This window comes from Microlunatus sp. Gsoil 973 (genome assembly GCF_009707365.1).
In the GTDB taxonomy this organism is placed as follows: Bacteria; Actinomycetota; Actinomycetes; order Propionibacteriales; family Propionibacteriaceae; genus Microlunatus.
Genome location: NZ_CP046122.1, coordinates 4,379,813 through 4,395,936, shown reverse-complemented (window position 1 = coordinate 4,395,936; position 16,124 = coordinate 4,379,813). Strand labels below are relative to the sequence as shown.

Annotated in this window: 16 protein-coding genes; 9 read left to right on the top strand and 7 right to left on the bottom strand. The window is 66.4% G+C overall.

The window, feature by feature from the left end; all coding sequences use genetic code 11:
- Positions 1-6: 6 nt before the first annotated feature.
- Both GJV80_RS20630 and GJV80_RS20625 read left to right on the top strand, forming a co-directional pair.
- Positions 7-1,578, top strand: coding sequence for a M81 family metallopeptidase (locus GJV80_RS20630; protein ID WP_154689506.1), 1,572 nt, complete (start codon positions 7-9; stop codon positions 1,576-1,578).
- A gap of 248 nt (positions 1,579-1,826) precedes the next feature.
- Positions 1,827-2,195: an Lsr2 family protein gene (locus GJV80_RS20625; protein ID WP_154689505.1), complete on the top strand. Its 369-nt coding sequence runs from the start codon at positions 1,827-1,829 to the stop codon at positions 2,193-2,195.
- A 46-nt stretch (positions 2,196-2,241) separates the two neighbouring features.
- Here the strand turns inward: GJV80_RS20625 and GJV80_RS20620 are convergent, their stop codons facing one another.
- The 3 genes from GJV80_RS20620 to GJV80_RS20610 all read right to left on the bottom strand — a co-directional run bounded on the left by GJV80_RS20620 (position 2,242) and on the right by GJV80_RS20610 (position 4,649).
- Entirely contained in the window at positions 2,242-2,910 is a 669-nt protein-coding gene (locus GJV80_RS20620) for a response regulator transcription factor (RefSeq protein WP_154689504.1), read from the bottom strand.
- 115 nt (positions 2,911-3,025) lie between these two features.
- Complete coding sequence (locus GJV80_RS20615; RefSeq protein WP_154689503.1) at positions 3,026-4,252, bottom strand: sensor histidine kinase; 1,227 nt, start codon at positions 4,250-4,252, stop codon at positions 3,026-3,028.
- Between the two features lies 1 nt (position 4,253).
- A complete protein-coding gene (locus GJV80_RS20610) occupies positions 4,254-4,649 on the bottom strand; it encodes a hypothetical protein (protein WP_154689502.1) in 396 nt (131 codons plus the stop codon).
- Between GJV80_RS20610 and GJV80_RS20605 the strand changes: the two genes are divergently transcribed.
- Positions 4,648-4,902: a hypothetical protein gene (locus tag GJV80_RS20605; RefSeq protein WP_154689501.1), complete on the top strand. Its 255-nt coding sequence runs from the start codon at positions 4,648-4,650 to the stop codon at positions 4,900-4,902. The genes GJV80_RS20610 and GJV80_RS20605 overlap by 2 nt on opposite strands.
- Before the next feature lie 160 nt (positions 4,903-5,062).
- On the opposite strand, the gene GJV80_RS20600 is transcribed toward GJV80_RS20605, so the two are convergent.
- Both GJV80_RS20600 and GJV80_RS20595 read right to left on the bottom strand, forming a co-directional pair.
- Positions 5,063-5,608 (bottom strand): GNAT family N-acetyltransferase, encoded by a 546-nt coding sequence (locus GJV80_RS20600; RefSeq protein ID WP_230207901.1) that lies wholly within the window; start codon positions 5,606-5,608, stop codon positions 5,063-5,065.
- 43 nt (positions 5,609-5,651) lie between these two features.
- A complete protein-coding gene (locus GJV80_RS20595) occupies positions 5,652-7,388 on the bottom strand; it encodes an FAD-dependent oxidoreductase (RefSeq protein ID WP_230207900.1) in 1,737 nt (578 codons plus the stop codon).
- A 208-nt stretch (positions 7,389-7,596) separates the two neighbouring features.
- Between GJV80_RS20595 and GJV80_RS20590 the strand changes: the two genes are divergently transcribed.
- Complete coding sequence (locus tag GJV80_RS20590; RefSeq protein WP_230207899.1) at positions 7,597-8,967, top strand: FAD-binding oxidoreductase; 1,371 nt, start codon at positions 7,597-7,599, stop codon at positions 8,965-8,967.
- A 21-nt stretch (positions 8,968-8,988) separates the two neighbouring features.
- Here GJV80_RS20590 and GJV80_RS20585 read toward each other — a convergent pair whose 3' ends face one another.
- The gene (locus tag GJV80_RS20585; RefSeq protein ID WP_154689498.1) at positions 8,989-10,362 is read right to left on the bottom strand and encodes an FAD/NAD(P)-binding protein; all 1,374 of its coding nucleotides are present in this window, start codon (positions 10,360-10,362) and stop codon (positions 8,989-8,991) included.
- A 180-nt stretch (positions 10,363-10,542) separates the two neighbouring features.
- Here GJV80_RS20585 and GJV80_RS20580 point away from each other — a divergent pair, with 180 nt between their 5' ends.
- Together GJV80_RS20580 and GJV80_RS20575 are read left to right on the top strand one after the other, a co-directional pair.
- A complete protein-coding gene (locus GJV80_RS20580; protein WP_154689497.1) occupies positions 10,543-11,664 on the top strand; it encodes a glycosyltransferase in 1,122 nt (373 codons plus the stop codon).
- 75 nt (positions 11,665-11,739) lie between these two features.
- Positions 11,740-12,480, top strand: coding sequence for a GNAT family N-acetyltransferase (locus GJV80_RS20575; protein WP_154689496.1), 741 nt, complete (start codon positions 11,740-11,742; stop codon positions 12,478-12,480).
- Positions 12,481-12,497: 17 nt separating this feature from the next.
- On the opposite strand, the gene GJV80_RS20570 is transcribed toward GJV80_RS20575, so the two are convergent.
- A complete protein-coding gene (locus GJV80_RS20570) occupies positions 12,498-13,226 on the bottom strand; it encodes a bifunctional 2-polyprenyl-6-hydroxyphenol methylase/3-demethylubiquinol 3-O-methyltransferase UbiG (RefSeq protein WP_195909039.1) in 729 nt (242 codons plus the stop codon).
- 58 nt (positions 13,227-13,284) lie between these two features.
- On the opposite strand from GJV80_RS20570, the gene GJV80_RS20565 reads away from it, so the two are divergent.
- The 3 genes from GJV80_RS20565 to GJV80_RS20555 all read left to right on the top strand — a co-directional run bounded on the left by GJV80_RS20565 (position 13,285) and on the right by GJV80_RS20555 (position 15,736).
- Positions 13,285-13,836 carry an AAA family ATPase gene (locus GJV80_RS20565; RefSeq protein ID WP_154689494.1) on the top strand — a complete coding sequence of 184 codons (552 nt, stop codon included), beginning with the start codon at positions 13,285-13,287 and terminating at the stop codon, positions 13,834-13,836.
- Positions 13,837-13,940: 104 nt separating this feature from the next.
- Complete coding sequence (locus GJV80_RS20560; protein WP_154689493.1) at positions 13,941-14,684, top strand: SDR family oxidoreductase; 744 nt, start codon at positions 13,941-13,943, stop codon at positions 14,682-14,684.
- Positions 14,681-15,736, top strand: coding sequence for an S-adenosylmethionine:tRNA ribosyltransferase-isomerase (locus GJV80_RS20555; RefSeq protein WP_154689492.1), 1,056 nt, complete (start codon positions 14,681-14,683; stop codon positions 15,734-15,736). Before GJV80_RS20560 ends, GJV80_RS20555 begins: the two co-directional genes overlap by 4 nt.
- The last annotated feature ends 388 nt before the right edge of the window (positions 15,737-16,124 follow it).

Genomic DNA, 16,124 nt, shown 5'->3' with positions numbered 1-16,124 from the left:
CCCGGCATGTCTGATACGCCCCTCGCTTCCCAGATCTGGTGCGGCCCGTTGCCGGACCTCGAAGCCGGTGGCCTGGAACGTCCCCGGATCGGCATCGGCGGCATGTCGATCGAGGCCAGCACCTACTCCCCCCACATCAGCGGTGTCGAGGCCTTCGCCGTCCGGCGCGGCGATGACCTGCTGGGCTATTATCCGTTCTTCACCGGACGCCGGGACGACATCCTCGGCGCGGCCGACTGGGTGCCGTTGGTGCATGCGCGCTCATTGCCCGGAGGCGCGGTCGATCCCGAGTTCTATCAATGGGTCAAGCGTGAGCTGATCACCGCGGTCGACGAGGCGGTCGCCGCGGACGGGCCGTTCGACGGCTTCTATTTCGACATCCACGGCGCGATGAGCGTCATCGGGATGACCGACGCCGAGGGCGATCTTGCCACTGCGCTGCGTGAGGCGCTCGGCCCGGACACACTGATGACCACCTCGATGGACCTGCACGGCAATGTGTCGCGCGCGTTGCTGGATGCCACCGATCTGATCACCTGCTACCGGATGGCCCCGCACGAGGACGCCATGAACACCAAGGAGCGGGCGGTCTACAACCTGCTGACCCGCCTGCGGGCCGACACCGGTTCGGATCCTGAGGCCCGGCGGCCGTACAAGGCCTGGCGTCAGGTCCCGGTGTTGCTGCCCGGCGAGAAGACCAGCACCCGGTTGGAACCGGCGCGGAGCATCTATGCAGAGGTGCCGAAGACCGAGGCGATGGACGGTGTGCTTGATGCCGCCATCTGGGTCGGGTACGCCTGGGCGGACGAGCCGCGCAACCAATGCGCCGTGGTCGTCACCGGTGATGATCAGGAAGTCATCGCCCAGCAGGCCGAACGGCTCGCGAGGCTGTATTGGGATGCGCGCAAGGATTTCGTCTTCGTTGCCGATGCGCTGCCGTTGGACAAGGCACTGGATGCCGCGCTGGCCGATGACGCGCCGCGGCCGTACTTCATCTCTGACTCCGGCGACAACCCGACCGCGGGTGGCACCGGTGACGTCTCCTGGACACTGGGCGAACTGCTGCAGCGGCCAGAATTCTCCGGGACGGATCGCACTGTGATCCATGCATCGATCTTCGATCCAGCGGCCGTCGCAGCGGCGGTGGCCGCCGGGGTCGGCGGTACGGTCGAGGTGCAGGTCGGCGGTCACGCGGACAGCGGGCCACGCGGACCGGTGCCGATGACCGCCGAGGTGTTCTCCATTACCGAGGGCGATCCGACCGCAGGCACCCAGGTCGTGCTGCGGTCCGGTGCGGTGCACGAGATCGTGACCGAGCGTCGCAAGCCGTTCCACAAGATCAATGACTTCACCTCCCTGGGTCTGGATCCGCTGCACGCCGACATCGTGGTCGTCAAGATCGGCTACCTGGAACCCCAGTTGTACGAAGCCGCCGCAGGATGGAAGCTCGGGCTGACACCGGGCGGCGTTGATCAGGACCTGCTCCGGCTGCCGCACACCCGTCTGCAGCCCGGCGTGTATCCCTTCGAAGACGTCGCAACGGATCCGGACCTGACGCCTGTGGTTACCCGCCGCTAGCCGGCACCCTCCGACGGCCTCCGGATGGGTGGGCGTGGCCATCGCCGACGGTGATGGCGCATCCGGTGATCTTGCGCACGGCGCCGAGAATTCGAGGCGCGGCACACAAACGTCTTTTCGATCCGGCGATTACCGCACTTTGGGACACGAGACCCGAAACTTCAAACTCCGCACACAAAGGCGCACCGACATTTACGATAGTGCCTGGGTGGTCCCATCGGGGAGGATCATCCGTCGGGGGAGGAAAGATGGCTCACCGGGTCACTGCCGTATTGGTAGATGATCTTGATGGTTACAGCACCGCTGTTGAGACCGTGTACTTTGCATTGGACGGCGTGGCCTACGAGATCGATCTGTCGGCCGAGCATGCCGACGAGCTTCGCGAGTGTCTGCGTCCGTGGCAAGAACGCGGCCGCGTTGTGCCGAGAAATCGACGGCAGCGGCGCAGCCGCGACATCAGGGCGCCGTCATCACCGCGGTCGATGACCAGGGTGGACCGTGCACACGCTCAGGCCATCAGGACTTGGGCAGTCGCCAACGGGCTGCGGATCTCCGCGCGGGGCAAGATCCCCGATGCCGTGCATCGGGCCTTCGAAGAGGCGCATGCCAGTGCCTGACCGTTGTTCCGCTCATCGCGGCTGACCGAACGACTGGACGGACCCGTCAGCTGACCCGGATCAACCCGGAGCGATAGGCCAGCGCAACGACCTGTGCCCGGTCCCGGCAACCGGTCTTCATGATCACCCGGGCAACGTGAGTCTTCACGGTCGCTTCGCTGACCACGAGTTCCTCGCTGATCTGACGATTCGACAGGCCTTGGGCGATCAACGCGAGAACCTCCCGTTCCCGCGGGGTGAGCACAGTGATCAACTCCCCGGCGTCGGGCGCTTGCTCCGGAACATGGGCAAGGCGTTCGATGACGCCGCCGGTGATCGACGGATCCAGCCAGGCGTCGCCACCGGCGACGCGCCGGATCGCCGTCGCCAGATCCTGCGGCGCGGCGTGCTTCAGCAGATAGCCGTGCGCGCCGGCGCGCAGCGCCGGATAGACCGATTCGTCGTCGGCGAAGGTGGTTAGCACCAGCACCTTGGTCCCGTGCTGCCCGTTGATCGGATCAGCGGTCAACCGGCGGGTGGTCTCGATGCCGTCAAGCCCGGGCATCCGCAGGTCCATCAGCACAACATCGGGATGATGCTCGTCGACCAGCTCGAGCACCTCGGCGCCGTTCGCCGCTTCCCCAGCCACGATGATGTCGGGCTGCGCGGCCAGCAACATCACGATTCCGGCCCTGATCAGTGCATGATCATCAGCAACCACGACAGAGATCGCCACTCCCGTCGCGCCCCCTCATCCGTCAGCGGATCCGCCTCGGGCATTGATCATGCCCCCATGATGATAGCGTCGCCGTCTGATCGACGGACCCCTCCGACGAGGATTGGGACTTCAGTCAGTTCCTCACCGGGCGGGTTGCGGCGTCGGTCCGCATCGAGGCGACCGGGAGGGTCGCCCGCACCAGGAATCCGCCCTCCGGCGGCGCCTCGGTCTCCAGTCGTCCGCCGACCAGGTGCACCCGCTCGGTCAGCCCGGCCAACCCGTTCCCGGTGGACAGTGCAGCCTGGTCAACGACGGGGGAGCCGGGCTCGTTGCGCACGGTGATCACCAGCTGCGGCGGCACCCACTCCATCCCGATGGCGACATCGGCTGTCGGGCCGGCGTACTTGCGGGCGTTGGTCAGCGCCTCCTGGACCACGCGATAGCAGGCGAGCTCGACGCTGGGGTCCAGCTCCCCCGGCGGCCCGTTGATCACAAACTCCACCTTCTGGCCGGACGAACGTGCGGTCTCCAACAGTCCGGGAAGGTCCGCCAGCAGCGGCTGCGATCCCTGTTCCGGCTCGCCCCCATCGGCGCGCAACACGCCGAGCAGGCGTTGCAGCTCGTTCATCGCCTGAACGCCGGCGTGTTCGATCACTTCCAGGGTCGGTGCAACCCGGGCAGGATCCTGGCCCATGATGGCCCGGGCACCGGCGGCCTGCAGGGTCATCACGTTGACGGTGTGCGAGACGATGTCGTGCAACTCGTGACTGAGCCGCAGCCGCTCGTCCCGTCGCGCAGACTCCAGCGCCCGACGGTGCTCGCGATCCAGTTCGCGGATCCGGCTCAGCGAGCGATACCGGAAGCGCGCGAAGGACCAGATCGCACCGGGCAACAGGATGTCGGCGACGATCGTCCCCATGACCCAGCCCAACCAATGGGTCGTGCCGACCGGGCCGGTGTTGACCGCGGTCACGCCCATCACCCCGATCGTCGCGATCAGCGCGAAGACGGCGCCGTACCGGTTCGCGGCGACAGCTATGCCGTACAAGGCGACCAGCAGAATTGCGATGGGTTGCATGTCCGGTGCGATCACCGCACTGAAGCCGACACACCACGCCACGACGAACACGGCGGTCGGCCAGCGCCGACGAAACACCAGGGCACCGGCGCCGATCACGATCAGGACGATGCCGACCGGGACCGGGAACCCGCCACCGTGCCGGAATCCGCTGGTGTCGGCGTTCACGTAGGTCGTCAGATCGAACGCCCCCGCGGCCAGTGCGATCACACAGTCCAGCAGCGTCAGCAGAACCGGTTGTGCGCCGATGATCGGGATCCGGCGCTCGCGATCGCCGGCCACGTCAACACGAGGAACAGGAGTTGAGACAGAGCACCCGGCACCACCAAGGACTGCTGATCACGCCGTCCGGGTCGTCGGCAAGATCCTCCTCGGTCTCGAAGACCACGAGGCCCGTCTCGGTCGCGACCAGTTCGACCTGCGGAATCTCCCGGGCCAGGATGTCCGCCGCCTCGGCATAGCTGACAAGACCCGGCCGGATCCGGACCACCGGGTGGCTGCCTTGATCACCGAGGATCACGAACTCGTCGGCGCGGCGGGCGACCTGTGACAGTTCCGCGTCCAGGGGCGGTAGCACCTGAACAACACGCGGATGAATCACCCGTCCGACCCCGGCAACCTCTCCGACACTCCGGTTGTCGCCCTGTACGTGGATGGCGACCTCTGAACCGATCTGCATGGAGCTGATCATTGCGCTGATCACTCGCCCGCGCAGCCCTCCGTTCCAGAAATACTGCGACTACAGCTGGTGGCGCGCCCATGTCATCCTCGCGTTGTACTTCAGGATGCTGCTCAGGGCTGATGACCCGGCCCGACGAATGCGCGAGGCTGTCACCAGTGCTCATCGCCGATGGGTACGGATCGGGGGATCGGACGATGGCCGACGGGGGACGGCGTCGAACCGGATCTCCACCGGACGGCAGCAGACGTGACGCAACGGGGGATCGTCACGACGACGCCTCGTCCGGACCGGTGAGGGAATGACGGCGATTAGTCGCGCGCCATCATTCCCTCACCGCTGCAACAGGACGCGATCTCTGCCCGCCTCGATCAGGCGTGCCCGATCAGCCGTCATTGATCAAACGTCCTTGATCAGCCGTCCTTGATCAGCCGCGCTCGTTCGAGAATTCCGTCTCCGGCGAGCTCCAAGGTCATGAATGTGCTGTGCGGGTCGGCGACGTAGCGTCCGAACGGGCCGCATTCGACGAATCCTGCCCGGGTGTAGAGATTGCGGGCGACCGCGAAGAAGTCGGCACTCCCGGTTTCCAGTGAGATCCGCCGGACTCCGCGACGACGCGAATCATCGATGATCATCTCGAGCAGCCTTCTGGCGATGCCTTGCCCGCGGAACGCCGGATCGGTGCGCATGCTCTTCAGCTCTTCGTGATCGTCGGTCAGCGCGGCCAGCCCACAAGTGCCCACCAGCGCGCCTGTTCCACCCGCCCTGGCCACCCACAGCCGTACGCCGGGCGCCTGCAAGGCAGCCAGGTCGAGCGCATGCCGGCTCTCCGGCGGACTGATCGGTTCAAGATCATCCAGATGCGCCTGGAGGAAGAAGGCGAGAGCCGGGTCGGCGAAGTTCGCGCGCTCGATGCTGACCGGCATGTCGGTCGAGCCCGCACGAAGATCCGCGACCATCAGACTTCCTCCTCTTGATCATCGGTACTCTTGATCACGACGATCAGGGCGTCGCGACCGCGGAGCTGTCGGCCAACCAGCGATGCACCAGAGGTACCACCGAGGCGCCCTCACCGCTGGCCGCCGCGACACGCTTCATCGAACCCGAGCGGATGTCACCCACAGCGAACACACCCGGCACAGTCGTCGCCAGATCCGCCGGCGGGCGATCATCCAGCCAGGCGTCCCGGGGGACGTCGCGGCCGGTCAGGATGAAGCCGTGATCGTCGGTGCCGATTGCCTTCGGCAGGAATGAGCATTTCGGGTCCGCACCCAGCAGCAGGAACAATCCGGCCGCCGGCACCGTGCTCCGTTCGCCCGTCCGGATGTCCTCCAACGTCAACTGTTCCAGGTTGGGGTCGCCCTTGCCGTCGACGACTCGGGTACAGGTCTGCACCGTGATCCGCGGCGTGTAGGCGATCTCGCCGATCAGGTAGGACGACATCGTCTCCTCCAGCCCCGGCCGACGGACGATCAGCCGTACCGATCGGGCGAAGCGGGCCAGATGTACCGCTGCCTGACCGGCGGAGTTTCCCCCGCCGACAACGACGACGTCACGGCCTTCCATCTCGCGGGCAGCCGTCAGCGCGGCGCCGTAGTTGACCCCGTTCCCGACCAGGGCCTCGATCGATTCGACGCCTAGCTTGCGATAGTCGACACCGCTGGCGATGACGACCGACCGAGCCCGGATCCGACCACCCTCGGTCGCCACCACATGGGGTTCACCGGGTTCGACCGACTCCGCTGCCCAACCGGTGAAGAACTGTGCACCGAAGCGCAACGCCTGGTTGCGCGCTCGCTGGGCCAGGCGCATTCCCGAGATGCCCCGCGGAAAGCCGAGATAGTTGCGGATCATCGAGCTGGTCCCCGCCTGTCCACCGATCGCGCCGGCCTCGAGGACAACCGTGGACAGTCCTTCCGATGCTGCGTACACCGCGGCAGCCAAACCGGCCGGGCCGGCGCCGATCACCGCGACATCAGCGACACCGGCGACCGAGACCTCGTCGGGAGCACCGTAGATCGACCGCGCCACATCACTGACCGAGCGGGCGACGATCGGCTCGCGCACCATCGACCAGACAAGCGGAAACTCCACGTCGGGCCCGACGCTTGAAAGGACACGCCGGCCGACGTCGCTGTCCGGGCTGTAGAAGCGGGTCGGCATACCCATCCGATCGAAGAAGTCGCGGATCTGCAGGGTGAGTGCGGTCTGCGACGGCGCGATGATCTTGGCGGTGATCGCCTCGGGATCGGGCACGGTCGATCCCCAGTCCGACAGCAGATCGGTGATGGCGTTGTGGAACTCCTCGTCCCGTGGCCCGCGAGGCATCAGCAGGTACGCGTCGTACTTGCCCTTCGCCATCGCCAGTCGCAGCGGCGGCGCGTCGGTGATGAACCGGTCGTACGGCGTGACGATCGCCCGACGCGCGGTCGGCACGGCGGAGCGCCAAGCGGAGAACGCCACCAGGATGTCGGCATCGGGCAGCCGGGAATCGCTGGCGAACAAAGCGATGTTTGAGCCCTCCGCGCGTAACCGCTCAACGGCAGCGATCGCCTCACCACAGGAGCGAGCGGTCCGGAGTTCGTAGTCTCGCTCGTACCGGCCGAACTCCTCGCGCAACCGGGCATGGTGGTCGGCGGAGACCATGACGATCGCCGGACGCGGCGAGGTCCGCGCCGAGGTCGGCTGTGAGGTCTGCCGAGCGGGCTGAGGAGCGGTCTGAGACTGGGATGTTGTCACGTCCGCATGATAGAGAGCCGGCGGGAAGGCGTCGATACACATAAATGCGGCGGCCGGACGAGTTTTCTTTTACCGCATAATCCCGCTCGAATAGGAACGATTATCACACGTTCGTCTCTGGCGGCTGATCATCACCCGGTGGTAATTTTACCTGCCATCGAAAACGCTCGGGGGGCGAATGATGTCAGACATTACTCTTGATCAATCAGTGAGCGGGCTCAACGTGGAACCGCTTCGCGAAAAGGTGCGGGGGCGGCTGATCACCGCCGGCGACAATGACTATGACGAAGCTCGCGCCGTGCACAACGGTATGTTCGACAAGCGGCCGTTGGCAGTCCTCATGGCACAACAAGTCGCCGACGTCATTGCCGCGGTGCATTTCGCTCGCGACAACGGGATGGACCTGTCGGTCCGGGACGGCGGACACAGCGCACCGGGGTTCGGCACGAACGACGGCGGCCTGGTGATCGACGTGTCGCCGATGCGTACCGTGCGTGTCGATCCGCGGAACAAGACGGCTCGCGTGGATGCCGGGGCGACCTGGGGTGACTTCAACCATGCGGCGCATGGATTCGGCCTGGCAACCACCGGCGGCATCATCTCGACGACGGGCGTGACCGGATTGACCCTCGGCGGCGGGATCGGCTACCTCAGTCGTGGCTTCGGACTGTCCATCGACAACCTGTTGTCGGCCGATGTGGTCACCGCGGACGGAAACTTCCTCACCGCAAGCGCTCAGGAGAACGAGGAATTGTTCTGGGGGCTGCGCGGCGGCGGCGGGAATTTCGGTGTCGTGACGTCAATGGAATTCCAATTGCACGATGTGGACCAGGTTTTCGCCGGCCCGATCTTCTACAACCTGGAGGATGCCGGAGCCTTGTTGGAGATGTTCGACCAGTTCATCACCGATGCGCCGGAACAGTTCGGCGGTTTCCCGGCATTCCAGATCGCGCCACCGCTCCCGTTCATTCCCGAGGACCGGCACGGCGACACGCTGGCAGCGGCTGTGGTCCATTGGTCCGGACCGCTCGACCAGGCCGAGAAGGCTCTGCAGCCGTTCTGGGACGTCGCCCCGGTGGTGGCCAACGGGACCGCGCCGTTGCCCTACCCAGCGCTGAACGCCGCGTTCGACGTCTTGTTCCCGAAGGGCATCCGGTCCTACTGGAAGGGTTCGTTCATCAAGGAGTTGCCGGCCGAGGCGATTCCGGCAGTTGTCGAACACGGCGCCACCGTTCCCGAGGTGAGCGCAACGATGCACCTGTATCCGATCAACGGCGCCTGCCACCGGGTCGGCGCGTCGGACACCGCGTTCGCCTATCGGGATGCGAAGTACGCCCAGGTGATCCTCGCTTCGTGGACCGACCCCACCAAGGATGCCGAACGCATCCAGTGGGTGCGTGACTACTATCAGGCGATGACGCCGTGGGCAGAGCCCGGCGGCTATATCAACTTCATGCAGGACGACGACTTCGGCAAGATCGAGGACAACTACCGGCAGAACTACGAACGGCTGGTCCAGGTCAAGCGGACGTACGATCCCGGCAACCTGTTCCACCTGAACCAGAACATCAAGCCCTAGAGTCCGGACCGGTTCGCCAGGTCAACTCGCCAGACCGGCCAGCTCGGCCAGCCTGGCGAGCCCGGGCCCGCCGGCGGCCCCCAGCCGCTGCACCGCTCGATCCAGCGCGGCCGTTCTCGGCTGGTCCGGCGGAATCCCGCTCGGATTGATCATCACCTGGTCCGACCATGCCTTGATGTCGGGCTCGGCGGTGAAGGACCGTGATGCCCGGGACCCGAGCACGGTCATCCGTGCCCAGTCGGCGAGCGTGTTGCCGTACGGGGTCGGCGGACAGAGCCTGTTCTTGGTCTCGCCATCGTCCCGGGTCGCCTCGACGTAGCCGATCAACGCCGCACCGAAGCAGGGGAAACCGGCCCGGATCGGCTGGAGGGTGATCAGGTCCGGCTGCCAGACCGGCACCAGTGGCGGCTGTTTGAGGCCGTCGGCGGCACAGTGCACAACCACGGCATCGCGAGGGATGGACACCGGACCGTCGGCGAAGATCAACGTGCCGGGCGAGACCGATTCGATGTGACCCCGTCGGACGACGTTCTCGATCGACCGCAGCCGCTCCAACTCCCAGGTCGCCAGGGTCGGTGCTTTGGCCATGGTCGGCAACACGGTGCGATCGATGCGGAGCATCACGCCGGCGTCCTCGAGGCGAAGGAAGAAGTCGTCGAGGGACGCTGCCGCAGCGCCCGCCTCCAAGACGTCTGCAGCCATGCACTGGAAGATCGCCGGATTGGGTTGCACGACCGCCCGGTTCAGCATCCACGGATCGCGGGGGCGAACCCAAGTGATGTCGTCGGGACCGACACCCCGCGACAACAGCCAGATGATCGCGTCGGTTGCGGTCTTTCCTGAACCGGCGATGACGTACTGACCGGGCGGATCCTCCAGATGGACGAGGTCGTTGACCGGAACCACCCGGGCGCCCGGGTTGACGCCGAAGGGTGGCGCCGTCTCCGCAGGAATCGACGGGGACAGGTAGCGTGCGTCGACAATTCTGCAGGACGGAGCGACGTTGAACCGTTCGCCGGACAGTCGCGAGAAGACTGTGCCGTCCCGGTACTCGCTGTTGCCCAGGAACTCGACCCGGCCGGAGGTGATCATCGCGTCGAGCACCCGCAGGTAGTAGCTGCAGATCTCCGGTTGCGACGCCCGTTCGTGCAGGCCCTTCTCCGGGCCGTCCTGTTGGATCGCACCACCGAGAACGGTGGACGCGACTCCGTAGAAGGCCGAGGCCTGGTGCAGCCGGACGAAGGGGTACGCCTCCAGCCAATGACCACCGACGCCGTGCCGTCGATCGACCAGCGTCACGTGGACGTCGGCGTGCCGGATCAGGGTGTCGGTGAAGGCCATTCCTGTGGCACCGGCGCCTACCACGAGATAGTCGGACTCGATCGTGCCCGTCACCTGACCAGCGTCTCATCCGCGAGGATGCTGCGGGCAGGATCTGGGCGATCCAACCGGTACTTGTGGCCCGACCCCACGGATTTCGCGTAATCGCAGCGGCGATGCGCTGGTGGTGGGACTCTCGGCAGGTGCGGATCCTCTTCTCCAGCACGGCCAACGACGGCCACTTCGGTCCCCCTTGTGCCGTTCGCCAAGGCCTGCGCAGCGGCCGGCCACGCGGTGCGGATCACCGCGCCAGAGTCGTACGCGGCCTCGGTGGCCCGGACCGGCCTCCCCCTCGAGCCGTTCGCCGACCCGGAACCGGAGGTGATCGGTCCGGTGATGGCGAGGCTGATGAGCCTGTCGGTCCAGGAGGCCGACGCGCTGGTCATCCGCGAGGTGTTCGGCCGGATCGATGCGCAGGCGGCGCTGCCGTCGATCCTGGAGATTGTCCAGCGGTGGCGCCCGCAGGTGATCGTCCGCGAGCCCGCGGAGGTGGCCTCGCTGGCGGCGGCGGAGCGGGCCGAGGTACCCCATGCGCAGGTCTGCATCGGGATGCACGAGACCGGGTGTCGGCTCGCCGATTCGATGGCCGAACCGCTGGAAGAGTTGGGACGGCTGACCGGCCTGGCCGACGGTCGGATGGCGGCGGCGCCAACCACGGAGACCGTTCTGAGCGTGGTTCCCGAACTCCTTGACTACGCCTCCGGCGGCTCGTCGCCGAAGACCGGGACCATCAGACGATTCCACAAGCCGACCAGGCCGACGATCGAGCCGCGCCGTCCGGAATGGGGCGACCCGGAGCTTCCGCTGGTGTACCTCACCTTCGGCTCGGTGACCGGCTCGATCCCTCCGTTCATGGGAGTGTTCCGGCGGGCGCTGGACGCGGTCGCCGATCTCGAGGCATCCATCGTGATGACGACCGGCCGGGCGTTCGATCCGGAAACGCTCGGTCCGCTGCCGGACAATGCCCGCGTCCTGCAGTGGGTCCCCCAGGAGCAGGTGCTGGCCCATGCCGTGGCCGTGCTCGGACACGGCGGATTCGGGACGACGATCGGTGCCTTGGCTGCGGGCGTGCCACAGGTGGTGGTGCCGCTCTTCACCTTCGATCAGGTCATCAACGGTGATCGGGTCGCTGCCGTGGGTGCCGGTGTCACCACCGGGCAGGGGCCCGGCAACGTGGAACGTGGTGCAGCCGAGCTTCCCCGACTGCTGCACAGCCCCGGCTATGGGGAGGCGGCTCGACGTGTCGCAACGGCCCTGGCCGAACTGCCACCACCCAGCGAGGCTGTGCCGGTGCTGGTTGATCTTGCGAACCGATGACCGGAGCGTCCGGATTGTCCGTCAGAGCAGGAAACCGTTCGTTCTGATCTGGCCGCGACCGCTACGCTCCGCCGCATGGTCATGATCACCACCCGTGCGGAGCAGCCCGAGTTCGGCTCCGGCATCTGGGAGATGCCCGACTCCTGGCCCGAGTTCATGGACCACGATCCGGTCGGCTGGTCGCTGTACAGCGTCGCCACAGCGGCCTACCCAGACTTGACGGTTGTCGCCACCGACGACGAAGGGTCGGTGATCGGCCACGGCCAGGCGACCGCATTCCGCTTGGATCTGGACGGCCGCCGCGAACTCCCCGACACCGGCTGGGACCAGGTGTTGATGTGGGTCGGTTCCGATCTTCGCAAGGGCGTCGAGCCGGACGTCGCCAGCGCCCTGGAGGTTTCGGTGCACCACGACTGGCAGGGCCGGGGCCTGTCGACGCTGATCCTCACGGCGATGCGTGACGCCGCGCGAGCCCGCGGATTCGACACCCTGCTGGCGCCGGTACGGCCCAGCCACAAACACCTCGAACCGGCCACGCCGATGAGCGAGTACGCCTACCGCACCCGTGCGGACGGGCTGCCGGAAGACCCCTGGCTGCGAATCCACGTCCGCGCGGGCGGCGTGATCGAGAAGATCGCACCGGCCTCCATGGTGGTCGGCTCCTCGCTGGTGAACTGGCGGGAGTGGACTGGACTCCCCTTCGATGTGGACGGCGCCGTCGAAGTTCCGTACGCACTCACGCCGGTTCACTGTGCGCCCGCTCATGATCATGCCGTGTACGTGGAGCCGAATGTGTGGGTACGGCATCGGCTCTGAGCGCGTGCCCGTCATGATCAATTAGGCGTACAGACCAGTTCACCGCCGAACCGACCGGACTGCTCGAGGACTGTGAACTGATGGCGTTCCAGTTCCCGGCGCAGTGCCGCTGCCGCCAGGTGCCGCCGATTCGGGACGAACCAGGAGTCACCCAGCCGCACTGCATCGGCGACCTCTTTCGGCACTCGCGTCCACACGATTCCGGTGCTCTGGTCGTAATGATCATTGTCGTCGTAGACCCGCTCCGGCTCGAACATCGCCGTACTGATCAGGTAGCGCCCATCTGGCTTGAGCCGGGTACGCACAGCGCTCAGAAGCCTGGCACGGTCGTCGTCGGTGACGATCGATTGCAGGCAAAAGATGTCGATCACGTAGTCGAACCGATCACCGACGTCGGTCCAATGACACACATCCTGCACGGCGAACAGGATCTCCAACCCACGTTCGGCCGCTCGGCGCCGGGCCAACTCGATCGCATCCGGCACGAGATCGACGGCATCGACCCGAAAGCCCCGCTGCGCCAGATAACAGGCCGCGCCACCGGTACCGCAGCCGTACTCGAGAACCCGGCGGCCTTGGACCTCGCCGCCGGTCGGCAACACGCGATCAAGGAAGGGACGGGACTGGATGTCGTCATATCCGCCCGTTCGATCACAGGGGTGCAGATCACTCCACTGGTTGAGGCCTTCGCGGCGCAGGCGTGCGTACGCCTCGAAATGCTCAGCTTCGTAATAGCGACCAGACACCAGAGCAGTATGGCCGGTGCGAACCACCGGGAGACCGGCATCGTGCAGAATCGACCGGGTGACGAATCGCCCTACACCAGGAGCCGTCGGCTCGGCAACGACGCGTCTGATCACCCTGCGTGGCAACAGCGGGTCGGGCAAGTCGACCGTGGCGGCAGCGGTCCGCGCGGCGAGACCGGCCGGTTCGGTGGCGATCATCGGCCAGGACGTGATCAGGCGGCAGATCCTGGCCACCGGTGATGACCAGGGCGGCCTGCCGATCGCGCTGATCGAAATGATCACGCGGCACCTTCTCGATCGCGGCATGGACGTGATCATCGAGGGCATCCTGAACGCCGGAAGGTACGCCGACATGCTGGTCCAGCTGGTGGCGGACCACCGTGGCATTTCCCGTTCCTACATTTGGGACCTGTCGTTCCCAGAAACTCTTCGCCGACACGCGACCAAACCGGTGGCAACCGAGTTCGGGGAGACACAGATGCGCCAATGGTGGCGCGGATTCCAACCCATCGCCGGTTTGGACGAGCAGGTCGTCGGACCGGCCGAGACCCTCGACGAGGTGGTGCGGCGGGTCCTGACCGAATGTTGGCCGGCGTCCGCTCCCTCCTGAACCGCTCGGAACACCGGTCGCGCAGATACCCCGATCGAATCCCTTGATGTGAAGTGCACTTCAGCTTTCATACTGACTGGGTATCCCATCGCGGAAGGAATCCGATGTCCGTAGCACTTGTCACCGGGGGTTCGGCGGGGCTCGGTCGAGCCCTGGTAGGCGCGCTGGCCGCTCGCGGCTGGACGGTGATCACCGACGCCCGACACTCCGAGGCTCTTGACCAGGTACGCGACCCGGGAGTGATCACAATCGCCGGCGATATCGGCGATGCTGATCACCGGGACGCGCTGGTTGCCGAGGTCGGACGCCAGGGCCGGCTTGACCTGTTGGTGCACAACGCCAGCGATCTGGGACCGACCCCGCTACCGGCCTTGGCAGAGATCGGCGCCGAGGAGATGACGGCCATCTGGCGACCCAACGTGATCGCCCCGCTGTTGCTGACCGCCAATCTGCTTCCGACACTCAAGGCAAGCGCCGGGATTCTGGTGTCCATCTCTTCCGACGCGGCTGTCGAGCACTACCCGGGTTGGGGTGCCTACGGGGCCTCGAAGGCCGCACTTGACCACATCACGCTGCAGTTCGGTGCCGAGGGTTCCGCGATCTCGGCGTACGCGATCGACCCGGGTGACATGCGGACCGCCATGCACCAGGCCGCGTTCCCGGGCGAGGACATCTCCGACCGGCCGTTGCCCGAGACCGTGGTGCCGCAGCTGCTCGCACTGCTCGAGCGACGTCCGCCCAATGGCCGATATCGAGCCGCCGACTTCGATGCCGACAGTGGGGCCGGCAGCCCGACGGACGGCGCTGCGCAGCAGCGATCCGAAGAGTCTGCCGCGGTGTCCCGATGACCGTCCTCACCGAACGCGCAACGATCCACTTCACCGCCCCGGATTCGACCACGGCGCCGGCACCGCCCGAATACCGCGGACTGACCAGGGACGGCGTACGACTGCTGGTCGCGCAACGGGCCGGCATCACCCACACGAGGTTTGCTGAGCTGGCCGAACACCTGCATGCCGGTGATCTGCTGGTGGTCAACAACAGCGCCACCATTGCCGGCCAGATGGATGCCGAACTGCTCGGTCGGGGACAGGTGGTTGTGCACGTCGCCACCCGGCTGGACGACGGATCCAGAGTGGTCGAGATCCGAACCGCGCCGGACGCGCGTCGAGCCGTGCTCGATGCCGGCGAGGGTGACATCGTGCGGGCCCACGACGTGACCATGACTCTGCTGTCGCCGTATCCGCGGCGCTCGTCACCGGTCCGTGATGGCAACCGGCTCTGGCGGGCAGCAGTCGACGGTCCGCTGCCGGAGGTGCTGGAGCGGAACGGCCGGGCCATCTCGTACGGCTATCTGGATCGCGATTATCCGCTCGCCGCCTATCAGAGTGTCTTCGCGATCCGGCCGGGGAGTGCCGAGATGCCGTCAGCGGGCAGGCCCTTCACCACCGACCTGGTGACCCGGCTGGTGGCGCTGGGCATGGGCATCGCCCCGATCACCCTGCACACCGGCCTCAGCTCGCAGGAGGCCGGCGAGGCGCCGCAACCAGAGCGATACGAAGTCGGCGCCGCGACCGCGCGCCTGGTCAATGCCACGAAGGCTGCCGGTGGTCGAATCATCGCGGTCGGCACCACCGCCACCAGGGCGCTGGAGTCAGCCGTGGACAGCGACGGCTTGGTGACGGAGCGCGTCGGTTGGACCGAACGGGTGGTCACCCCTGCCAATCCCCCTCGGATCGTCGACGGGCTGATCACCGGCTGGCACGACCCGGGAGCATCGCATCTGCTGCTGGTCGAAGCCGTCGCAGGCGCTGAGCTGGCTCAGCGCGCCTACGACGCCGCGGTTTCCAACGGCTATCTCTGGCACGAGTTCGGTGACAGCGCACTATTGCTGCCTTGAGTGCGGACCGACGTGGCAGGTTCACCCCTGCTGGGTGGGCCCCGTGGGACTCGAACCCACAACCCGCAGAGACCTCGGAGTCGTGTGTGGATTGGGCTTTCACGCTGGCGGAGTGTCCGTGGACGTTCGTCGGTATCCGTTTTCTGATATGCCTTCTAGACCGATGTTTCCCCACATCTTTTCCCAGCCGGCCAAGGAGAGCCGCCGACCCGATAGCCAGCCAATCGCTCGGCACCGGCCGGGGTCAAGTGTGGAGCGGAGCGGAAGCCTTGGCCGCCGAAGGCGCTCTTGACGTCGGCCGGTGCCGAGTGATCATGAGCGGTCGGGTCGGCGGCTCGGAGGTGAGTTGATCGGCAGACCTGGGCATCGAAATCACCTGATCGGTTTG

Coding starts and splice junctions, on each gene's coding strand:
- GJV80_RS20630 (WP_154689506.1), top strand. CDS start 7: ATGTCTGATACGCCCCTCGCTTCCCAGATCTGGTGCGGCCCGTTGCCG.
- GJV80_RS20605 (WP_154689501.1), top strand. CDS start 4,648: ATGGAGCTGATCATTGCGCTGATCACTCGCCCGCGCAGCCCTCCGTTC.
- GJV80_RS20600 (WP_230207901.1), bottom strand. CDS start 5,608: ATGGTCGCGGATCTTCGTGCGGGCTCGACCGACATGCCGGTCAGCATC.
- GJV80_RS20610 (WP_154689502.1), bottom strand. CDS start 4,649: ATGCAGATCGGTTCAGAGGTCGCCATCCACGTACAGGGCGACAACCGG.
- GJV80_RS20555 (WP_154689492.1), top strand. CDS start 14,681: ATGACCGTCCTCACCGAACGCGCAACGATCCACTTCACCGCCCCGGAT.
- GJV80_RS20625 (WP_154689505.1), top strand. CDS start 1,827: ATGGCTCACCGGGTCACTGCCGTATTGGTAGATGATCTTGATGGTTAC.
- GJV80_RS20575 (WP_154689496.1), top strand. CDS start 11,740: ATGGTCATGATCACCACCCGTGCGGAGCAGCCCGAGTTCGGCTCCGGC.
- GJV80_RS20560 (WP_154689493.1), top strand. CDS start 13,941: ATGTCCGTAGCACTTGTCACCGGGGGTTCGGCGGGGCTCGGTCGAGCC.